The 9,597-nt window shown below is 40.4% G+C and carries 12 protein-coding genes; 2 read left to right on the forward strand and 10 right to left on the reverse strand.

The window, feature by feature from the left end; all coding sequences use genetic code 11:
- Positions 1 to 11 precede the first annotated feature (11 nt).
- The 4 genes from R8N47_RS21740 to R8N47_RS21755 form a co-directional block, all read right to left on the reverse strand.
- On the reverse strand, positions 12 to 287 hold the full coding sequence (locus tag R8N47_RS21740) for a hypothetical protein (RefSeq protein WP_318070406.1): 276 nt from the start codon (positions 285 to 287) through the stop codon (positions 12 to 14).
- Between the two features lie 18 nt (positions 288 to 305).
- The gene (locus R8N47_RS21745) at positions 306 to 767 is read right to left on the reverse strand and encodes a hypothetical protein (RefSeq protein ID WP_318070407.1); all 462 of its coding nucleotides are present in this window, start codon (positions 765 to 767) and stop codon (positions 306 to 308) included.
- Positions 768 to 1,395: 628 nt separating this feature from the next.
- Positions 1,396 to 1,590, reverse strand: a complete 195-nt coding sequence (locus R8N47_RS21750; protein ID WP_318070416.1) for a hypothetical protein — start codon at positions 1,588 to 1,590, stop codon at positions 1,396 to 1,398.
- A gap of 295 nt (positions 1,591 to 1,885) precedes the next feature.
- The gene (locus R8N47_RS21755; RefSeq protein WP_318070408.1) at positions 1,886 to 2,164 is read right to left on the reverse strand and encodes a hypothetical protein; all 279 of its coding nucleotides are present in this window, start codon (positions 2,162 to 2,164) and stop codon (positions 1,886 to 1,888) included.
- A 265-nt stretch (positions 2,165 to 2,429) separates the two neighbouring features.
- On the opposite strand from R8N47_RS21755, the gene R8N47_RS21760 reads away from it, so the two are divergent.
- On the forward strand, positions 2,430 to 3,311 hold the full coding sequence (locus R8N47_RS21760; RefSeq protein ID WP_318070417.1) for a helix-turn-helix transcriptional regulator: 882 nt from the start codon (positions 2,430 to 2,432) through the stop codon (positions 3,309 to 3,311).
- Positions 3,312 to 3,914: 603 nt separating this feature from the next.
- Here R8N47_RS21760 and R8N47_RS21765 read toward each other — a convergent pair.
- The 6 genes from R8N47_RS21765 to R8N47_RS21790 all read right to left on the reverse strand — a co-directional run bounded on the left by R8N47_RS21765 (position 3,915) and on the right by R8N47_RS21790 (position 8,186).
- Positions 3,915 to 4,355 (reverse strand): DUF2787 family protein, encoded by a 441-nt coding sequence (locus tag R8N47_RS21765; protein ID WP_318070409.1) that lies wholly within the window; start codon positions 4,353 to 4,355, stop codon positions 3,915 to 3,917.
- Between the two features lie 60 nt (positions 4,356 to 4,415).
- Positions 4,416 to 4,844, reverse strand: a complete 429-nt coding sequence (locus R8N47_RS21770; RefSeq protein ID WP_318070410.1) for a hypothetical protein — start codon at positions 4,842 to 4,844, stop codon at positions 4,416 to 4,418.
- Between the two features lie 11 nt (positions 4,845 to 4,855).
- The gene (locus R8N47_RS21775; RefSeq protein ID WP_318070411.1) at positions 4,856 to 5,239 is read right to left on the reverse strand and encodes a hypothetical protein; all 384 of its coding nucleotides are present in this window, start codon (positions 5,237 to 5,239) and stop codon (positions 4,856 to 4,858) included.
- Positions 5,240 to 5,321: 82 nt separating this feature from the next.
- Positions 5,322 to 6,572 (reverse strand): tyrosine-type recombinase/integrase, encoded by a 1,251-nt coding sequence (locus tag R8N47_RS21780; RefSeq protein ID WP_318070412.1) that lies wholly within the window; start codon positions 6,570 to 6,572, stop codon positions 5,322 to 5,324.
- A gap of 365 nt (positions 6,573 to 6,937) precedes the next feature.
- Positions 6,938 to 7,504 carry a hypothetical protein gene (locus R8N47_RS21785; RefSeq protein WP_318070413.1) on the reverse strand — a complete coding sequence of 189 codons (567 nt, stop codon included), beginning with the start codon at positions 7,502 to 7,504 and terminating at the stop codon, positions 6,938 to 6,940.
- Positions 7,479 to 8,186 carry a hypothetical protein gene (locus tag R8N47_RS21790; protein ID WP_318070414.1) on the reverse strand — a complete coding sequence of 236 codons (708 nt, stop codon included), beginning with the start codon at positions 8,184 to 8,186 and terminating at the stop codon, positions 7,479 to 7,481. The genes R8N47_RS21785 and R8N47_RS21790 overlap by 26 nt, the downstream gene beginning before the upstream one ends.
- Before the next feature lie 459 nt (positions 8,187 to 8,645).
- On the opposite strand from R8N47_RS21790, the gene R8N47_RS21795 reads away from it, so the two are divergent.
- The gene (locus R8N47_RS21795) at positions 8,646 to 9,215 is read left to right on the forward strand and encodes a DUF6037 family protein (RefSeq protein WP_318070415.1); all 570 of its coding nucleotides are present in this window, start codon (positions 8,646 to 8,648) and stop codon (positions 9,213 to 9,215) included.
- The last annotated feature ends 382 nt before the right edge of the window (positions 9,216 to 9,597 follow it).

A 9,597-nucleotide genomic window follows, 5' to 3' on the forward strand; every position in this document is an offset into this window, starting at 1 on the left:
CGATGTTACCCTTACTTAAACTTTGCTGTGCGAGCCCATGACTTAACAAACTTGATTAGTTGCAAATAGCCAATGCTATCGACACCTTTCTTTTCAACGTTGTTATTCATACAGGTACGCACATACTTCATTAAATAAGCAGATTGCTGCATTGTTCCGTGTTCATCTTCGCAACTCTCGATACAGTGAGCGAGCAGTCCTCCCATTGTCTTTCGGTTACCTTGGGGACAGTCTTGACCACATTTTCTGATCATTTCAATTAAGTCTTTCAGTTTTAGAGTGTTCATTGTATTACCTTCTTACGATTAGTGAGTTGATAGGATTTCAGTTAGATCTGGTTGTACAAACTTACCTGCTTCATAAGAAACCAGAGCATCATGCAATGCGTCAGCTACCTTCTCGCGGATTTCCGATTTGGAGATAGGCAAGAAACTTAGGATCGCATCACCCTCTCCACGAATCAAAATGCCTTTGCGTTTTTGACCATTACAGATCTCAACGGCTTCAACATGAGCGCAACGAACGTAATTACCTTTACTTAAATTGATAAAACTGTCCGTCTTAATCACTTCAACAGTACATGCATTAGCATCAGCAACCGTCTTACCTTCTTCCCCTGTCAGTTTGGCATGGGAGATTTGTCGTCCCTTTGCATCCAGAAGAATAAACAAGTCTTTAAGTCGGATCATCGAAGCGATTTGTTTACATACCAAAGTATGTTTATCAAGGGTCAGGATGAGCTCTTTTTGGGTCTTCTTACGTGTCATTTTTTCAGTACCTATATTGTTTAAAGAAAGCACACATTAATACTCCAAATTAATATAATCAACACTCAACACAAATCTAAATCACTGATTTAATTACAATAAAAAAAACATACAATGACTAAAAAACCAAAAAAATGAATAGCGATATTTTAATCAAGACGGTTTGCGCCTTCTTCTTACCGTAAAACTTCTTCGAACAAAAAACATACGAAACAGTTCTGAATGCATAAACAAGATACCACTCGTTAAAATAATTTTTCTTTCTTGTCTGATCGAACAAATGTTAACCAACAAATCTCTTCTTATAAACTGGATATATCTGAACAACGTAAAGCTGTACTACTTAGAAGGGACAAAACCCAACCCTGCTACACTAAATTTCAAACATTGTTTTTAGTGCAATGGGACAGTGCTGAATTTAGAACAGAATGAGCACAGCAATGACAAAGTGAATCATCGTGACTAGATAAAGAAACGAACATCAGCAACACTTCTACATTGCTAATACTGGTTGTGAAATTTATCTTTAATATCTTCGTAACTCGACCTATCGAAGCCGTCGTCAATACGAACTCTGAATCATCAACGTAAGAAAAAAGAAGCAGAGATACCCCCACTTCTTCAATAGCTAGAGAACGTCTAGATCATCCAGAACACCACCGATTAATGCCCCACTGATAAAACCCAAAGCCCCACCAAGAACAACACCTTGAGCCCCAAACCTAGCGCCTAGAGCCGTTCCGTATTGTGCACCTTTCAATCCGGTTGAAACGCTAGGCTTAAACCATCGTTGTTGAGGCATGATTCGCTCATATGCTTTCATCATGATTCTCCTTTCCTATAGATATGAAAAGGCCATGCTCAATGAAGAACATGACCCTTTAGAGTTTTGTTAATGCAGCTTTAGTGAGAGTGACCGCACACCTGACAGCTACCATCATCGTAAGCACGCTCACCACATGCAGGACAGGTTGTAACTAATGTTGTTATTGATTTAATCGCCATGTAAAGGCTCCTTCTTGTTAGTTGATTGAGTGTTGCGGAGCTCATTGATACCTCAGCCAAGAGAGTTCCAATTTCGAAACTGAGATGTCGTGAACCAAGCTCCGCAACAAAACTTATTGTGCTTTACCTTTCGGTGTATCAGGGCCGCATTGAGTGACATCACTCACTTGACCATTCAGAGTTCCACATGCATCCGCAGTCCAATGAGCAAGAATGCCTGCGATTGGTGTGGATTGTGGACCCGCTTTACCATTCCAGTGTTGTTCTAGTTGCTCTTTAGTGAGAGATGGAGAACCGCCGCGACTACCACCGCCACCACCTTGAGCTAAAACATTGAGTGACATAGTTGAAACAGTGATTGCTGTTAGAAGCTGTAATGCTGCCTTTTTCATTGTTTTTCCTTAAATACGTAATGACACCGCTTATAAGAGACGGCGGTAACGTGATTGATGATTAGTTTAAAGAGGGTGAACGACAGGGTGTGTCGCTCAGATATAGAAATATTGAAATGATTGATGAATACCTTATAAGACATACCTTGGAGTAACCTATGAAAGCTATAGCAATATCAGTAACCTTATGAAAACCAGCTAGAAATAATCAGGTTCTTTCCGACCACGACACCACCTGACGAGTGACCTATCTACAATGCGTAGAATGAAAGAGCATGACAAACTAGCGAAACGACTTGGCATCATCCTTACCCGTTTGAATACGGGTGAGAAGTTGCATCTAGAAGATTTAAGTCGTGAATTTGGGGTAACAAGAAGGACGTTAAATCGTGACTTCAATGAACGGTTAAACTACTTACCGATACAACGTGACGGTGCTTGTTACTCGTTAGACCCTAAGTTCTTGGGCAGACAGACCAATAATGAGCTATCTCTCCTGCTGTTAAACATGGGGTTCGATACTTTGTTTTCGGGTAAGCACTATCTAAGCAATGGTGTATTGAACAACAAAACCGCACCGCCCTTTCTCTTCAAGAACCCTCAAGTCGAGGACATTAGTGAATGTGCTTCGGTGTTCGAGAAGCTTATCGAATCAATACAACGACGAAACGTGATTAGCTTTAGCCATGAAGGGAAAACCTACGATGAGTTCCACAGCTACAAACTGTTGAATGAACGTGGATTGTGGTTCATTGTCGGGACACACAGAAACCGCCTAGAGTCACTCAGAGTGGCTAAGATTCGTGAGTTAGTGCGCTACGAGGATAAATACTCTCCTGACTCTAGCGTTGAGCAGAAACTAACTGGTTGTGGATATGAAGATGAACGACTCAATCCCGTTGAAGTTCTTATACAGATGAGCGCTAAAGGCGTGGGAGCTTTCTTAAATGAAGGTAATGCCGATGACTTCAGGGTGTTAAAAGAACTAGATTCAGGGGGTGTGTTCATTAGTCACCAAACCAAGAACATTCCAGAGTTAATACGCCAACTTAAAACGTGGCTACCTCATGCAGAGGTGCTATCACCTGACTGGATACGTTACTTATTGAAACAAGAGCTCCAAGCGTATCTAGACTCAACCAAGTAGAAGGCAGTGAGCAGATTGAAGTACGCCGTTGGGTTTGTTGATGGTTCGTTGAGATGAAATGCAACCACCAAGACATAATGTCGTTTCGGTTCTCTGTTGTAGTCGCCCCATCTCATAAAGAAACCACTATGCAGAGGTTTGTAAGCTTTCGATGCTAGATATAGGAACTGGGGTATTTTACGAAACTTCGAACCGATACCAGTTAAGGGAAGGCTCAAAACGATGCTGTTTTTCGCCAAACGTAACTAAACAGAATAATAACCTGCCACCGGGCTGGGTACTATTAATGACATATTTATTAGTAATTTTATAACTGAGGCACCGATAAGATCTCACCAAATCATTATCCGCTAGATAACACTTTTCAAATTAGCACCACCAAATTCCCTCCCATTGCCACCGACGCAATGGGAGTTTCCATCAGTACATAAACGTTCCAACACGGTACAACGGATGTACAATCCTTGAGTTAGGTTTATCAATTAAGTGCTAATACCCCATCACACATTCATCTGCATGAATTGATGAACAGGACAAAACCACAGAGCATTTTTCCTTTACTCGCTCCGGTCAAGTTCCTGTTCATCACAACACTAATAAGCGCTATGCATCTTCCGCCATTACCTTAATTTCATCGAAGCAGTCCATTGATAGATACGACAGGAAATTACTTTCCCACATCGAATAGAACTCAGCGACACTGGATTCAGTAATGGGAACTTCACCCATGTAACGGATGTAAGCCACACCATGACCAAAATCAAAGTCGATTTCTTTCTCAAGTTCAGGCATCAATCCACAGTAACTAAAGTCAGTGATGTAATCGAAAACCCATTGATCATTAAGCCTAGTGATACGAACCTCGACAGGGTGGTATCCTCCATTTTCAGGACAGTAAGCACGCTCTCGAAAGTTGATGGTTACAGCTTGAGTTGAAGACGACACCTTTCCCGACTCGTTACAAATACGGTTTAAAGCATTTTGAAGGTCTATGCTAATCGGTAGCAAAAATCGCTCAACATCAAATTGAAGAGTTAAGTTCATAATAAATTCTCGTTGTAATAATTAAGCAAACCGCCTCAGAACGAAGCTAGGTATGAAAGGTTAGTCAGGGTTAGAGGCTAATGCTCGAAGCTCAGTCTTCACCACTTCATAGCGTCCAGACACCTGATGTAAGAACACATTATCGGGTACAGGATCGAGGATAGAAATAGTTCGCAGGATAGCCGCTAAGAACCCACACGAATTACTACTTCCACCTGTTATTACTGGTTTCAACGCTGCTGACTTAACAGTTTTACCAACTTGACCATCAAGTAGCGTAAAGATAGCTTCAAGACGCACCCAGCTGTTCGAGAACAACCCCGACGATGAGTTTTTAGAAACACGTATATAGAACTCCTGATCATCTTCCTTGTAGGCAATCTGATACTCTAGAAAGCTCTCAGACTTAGGACTGAGCTTTGGACTCTGACCTTCTTTAACAATGGTGAACGAATCGACCTCGTTTGCCTTTTCAACTTTTTGGCTCATACAAAATTCTCCTATTCAGCCAGTTCAATTAACGTTTTAATCGCTTGGGTAGCGTTACTCGTGGAACCCATAACAAAACTGCCACTCCCATCGTCAGCATGGACACAGCACGCAAAGACATAGGGTTCAGTCTCATTCGGTAGCAAAATGACAAACTCGGGGTTTTCTATCGCATATGACAGAATGACCTCGGTATCTTCATCTACGTCAGCTAAGTCTTGATCGGTATCACCTCGCTCAATCAAGATCAGGCAGGTGGAAACTTCCTCCCAAAATTTCCCAGCCTCATCACGATTACCAGACCAAGGAAGCAATAGCTGATACATCAGTTGCTCTTTAATCGATAAAGGCAACTTCAACAGTTCAGCATCAGTAAGGCTTTTCACAACTTTCATTGAATTTCTCCATCTAAATTCCAGATACAAAAAAGCCCCTGAATAGAACTAACTATTCAGGGGCTATCTGTTTCATTTAATATTAATTTTCAGATGGCTTAGGTTCAGGTAACACTAGATTTTCACTGGCTCTCTCGACCATATCAGACAAGGCATTCGCTCCACGCTCTAATGCTGTCTTATCAAATTTCCGGTAATGTAAGGTACTCGACATATCAGCATGGTTTAAAACACGCTGAACCGACGTAACATCCATCCCAGAGTTCAGTAGATTACTCGCTACCGAATGCCTCGCAGTGTGGAAAACAACACCTTCAGGATCGATACCAGCGTGATCCAGTATCAACTTCAAAGCTTTACGTGGTGGTGAGATATGCGTCCCTTCTCGACTACCGGGAAAGACATGCGGATTACCGGGCTGCTTCAACTTCCAAAGCTCAGAAAACAACTCCAACATTAGAGGTGATAAATAGACCAAATGTGGTTTCTTATTCTTGGTCATTTTGATGAAAAGCGTGCGATTATCAAAATCAACGTCATCCCATTGCCTCTCCATTAACTCAGATATTCGACAGCCTGTTAGCCACAACAGCGCAATCAGATTGCCCTTCACCTTACAGTAGTAAGTTCGAGCAACCTTTATCAGTAGAGCTGTCTCGTTTACATCGAGAAAACGAGTCCGAGCATTATTAACAGGCATCAAAGAAACCTTAGTCGCATGGTTTGGGGTATCAAGAACCTTAGAAGACAGTGAGCAAATCACCTTAACTAACGCGATAACATGATTATTTGTTCCAACAGAGTAAGGTTTACCCTTGTAGGTTTCAGTCGTGAGGAGGGACTGAAGCTTCATGATGGCGTGTGCTGAGAGCCTATCCATGGGGATTTTATAGATAGACTTACATCGCAAGAACCGTGTTTCATCATCTTTCCATGACTTCTTACGGGTTTTAGCCCACGGTAAATAAGTCTCGTGGAAGAAGGTGAAAACATCAGGCATCACAACGGCAGAGCGAGAATCTCGTTCAATTTTTGGATCAATACCCTCAGCGATTTGTACCTTGAGCTTACGCGCTTTAGCTCTTGCTTCTTCTACCGTGAGATCTGGCCACCTAGCAATGGTGATGCTTGATTTCTTCCGGCTCACTGGTGATACATAACGTAGGTGGAAACGCCGATTTTGAGTACGTCCAACGAGCACCTTTAAACCAATTACACTGTTATCTCCTCCACCGTCAGACCACTCCAAATCGTTAGAGCGAGAATCAGCACTGGGACCAGATAAGGTTTTCATTATCGAATTGGTCAGGTTGATTGTTCTATTAAGCGTCATGACAAAATACTCCCATTTCTATCAGTCACTTAATTTTTATATATGTTTGAAGGGACACTTATACTCGAATGTGAGGGAGGTAGTATGTGGAAGTCGTTGGGGTGGGTTGATATGGTGGGAATCGGGGATAAATTTCAGAAGCAGTCTTTAGCAATAGTATATTGCCGTCATTCTCGTTTTGCTTAGCGTTGTGATCTCACTATCAATTATCATCACAGCATCAATAAACAAACATCGGCAACACTCCTACATTGCTATAACTAGATATGAAATTTAGCTCAACTCCCAGTTCTAACATCTATTTGCGAGTAGTTCCGTTTACTAACAACAGAGCGTTCAGCTTACTAGAACAGTAGAATTTCGAACTACTTATCCTTATAAATGGTAAAACTCAAGGCTAAGTATTTAGAACTACCATATTGAAGTTCCGCAATGATAGCTTCAACAAATTTAAGCTCTGGAATCTCTTCCATCGCAGAACATACATTCCTGTTTGATGTTGTCTTTGAGATCCCTAGAGCTATATAGTAATTATAGGTATCAGGCTTATGGCGTTTGATATCGTCTATAGCTCGTCTTGAAGACGTATCAATATTATTTAAATACTTCGCTTCTAAAATTGCACCGTAGTTTTTGCTTCCAAAATAGAGATCACCTCGACCTCTATAGGTCTGAATAGTAGACGACCCCTTTTCTGTTTGGAATTCTGCTAGTGAGAACATACCTGGACACCTTGCTATAGCTGCAATAAGAGAACCGATAACTGATACTTCCGTATAATCAAACAACGATTCTTTACAGTCATGAATTTTATAATATTCAGAGTTAACACCCTTCCATTCATGCAGAATTTTTCTTAAATCCTTCATTATTTCTTTATCAATTTCAGAATATTTTTCTATTTCATTAGTTGTCGATATTTTTAGTTTCATTACTTGACAACCTATTTTTAAACCTACTATCCATGTGACTATTTCTAATCTTTCTTGCTAATTCTAGCGTCGCAATTTTTTCACATAGGGAGTCAGTAACCATTCGAGCACTAATAGCACCAATATAAACTCCAGATACGATACCTAATACTAAAGGAGGCATTTCAAATACATCTTTATCTGTAAATACCTTTGCGTAACTAAAATAAAGCATAATAACCGCAGGGATGACCCCTAACTTATCAAGTGCACCTACAAGAAATCCTACTCTGCCTTGTAAAAAAACTATTCGGTCATTAAATAGAGTAATAACATGCTCTAAGGATTTATCGTCATATCTAGAAAGATTTTCAGCTAGAGTATAGTTATCTGAAAATCTTGTTTTGACACTTTTCATAGTCCATTTCGTAGCACTAACAAAAAATTTCGCTGATGTGGCTGTCGATAACAATCCATATAAGATTATAAATATATAAATGAGCATGAAAAATATATAAGCAACACTTGGGTATAAATAACCAGATATTATTGTCGCCAAGATCATTATTAAGATAAGAGAGAACAAAGACGCCTCAAGTTTATGCTCCTTAATATACTTTTTAAGCCCTGAAAACGCAGACTCTCTAGATATAAGTATCTCTATAATGTTTTGCACATTGTTTTTTAGTTCATTCTTTCGCATTAACACTAACCGTATGATTTTAAAGAAATTCACAAGGTATCGATAAAAATTGGAGCTGTAAAGTTTATTGTCCCTTCCCACCCGACCGGATATAGAGCATAAAGCCCCTCAGTGCCTATGTATTGCTGTTTGTTGGCGATTTTCAACAACTACACCGCGACAGGAATGCATAGTTCTATAACCCACAGAAACACAGCTATCCACTATAACTAGCTTTGAGATACTCCTCTAATCTCTTATGCAATTGGAGATTGTAATTGTCTCCGCTTACGAGTCATTGTCAGCGCACGTTGGGCTCACTTTCTTTAAGAGCTCATTAGAGTGAACAATCTATAGACACATATTGTCCTTTTATTGTACTGTATGTGCATTCAGTACTGGCTACATACACATGCAACCATATCTCTACTACCTTAAAATTTAGAACTCCCACTATCATAAGGATAAATTTCCATGCACATGAGCTCCCTAAAACATCTGCATCAAAGCATGCTAGAAATAGATGTAGATATTCAGCAATTTCAAGTGACGGTTGGGATCGCTACATTTGACTGTCTTTTCTCTACAAGAGAAAGCCCGTTTGTACTTGCATTAACATCTAGAGGCTTAAATCCAAAGTTCTTTAAATTCGAAGTAACTAAGGGATATTGGATAAAAGAATATTTTGGCGACATGTTTGGTGATCTGTTAGAAGTACTAAAAGGAGGCGGTCATACAAATATAGCCCTTAAGCCTGCCCCGTTTCTTGAGCAACTTAATAAACAATTACCTGTAACTGCATACAAGGAACAAGTTCCGTCCACAGCCAAAGTGCTAGAGTTGAGATCCGACATTACTGAAGAGCGAGACAGGCCATACTTTGACGCTTGGATTTACTGGAAAGATAAAAAATACAAAAATGTACCATCAGCGGAAAACCAAGCTAAGACATTAGCTCTAATTGGAAAAGAAGCACTTGAGTACAGTAAAGCAATGAAAGCTTCTAGCAAATGGAGTACAACAGATTTAAATCGTGACTGGAAGAGTTAAGCTTACTGTTATCTCCAAGACCGGATATAGACCATACCAGCCTCGAATTTCTATGAAAGGTGTTCGTTGGCAATATTCACTCTAGGTGGCCGCAAGCGCTATTCATAGCTGTATAGCTCACCACGAGGTTGAAGCTGAAAGTTCAGGATATGTACCGGAAGTGTTTTGGAAAGGCTATATGAACGGCTGTGATGAGCTTTTGATGGGGTTGATAGGTAGGAGATTTGAAAATCTCTATTTTTCATAATACTAGATGACAAAAAGCCTCAACCGAAGTTGAGGCTTTTCATATCCCATAAGGGAAAATGGCAGGGGTGGAGAGATTCGAACTCCCAACACGCGGATTTGGAATCCGCTGCTCTGCCAATTGGAGCTACACCCC

It is taken from the genome of Vibrio sp. 2132-1 (genome assembly GCF_033344315.1).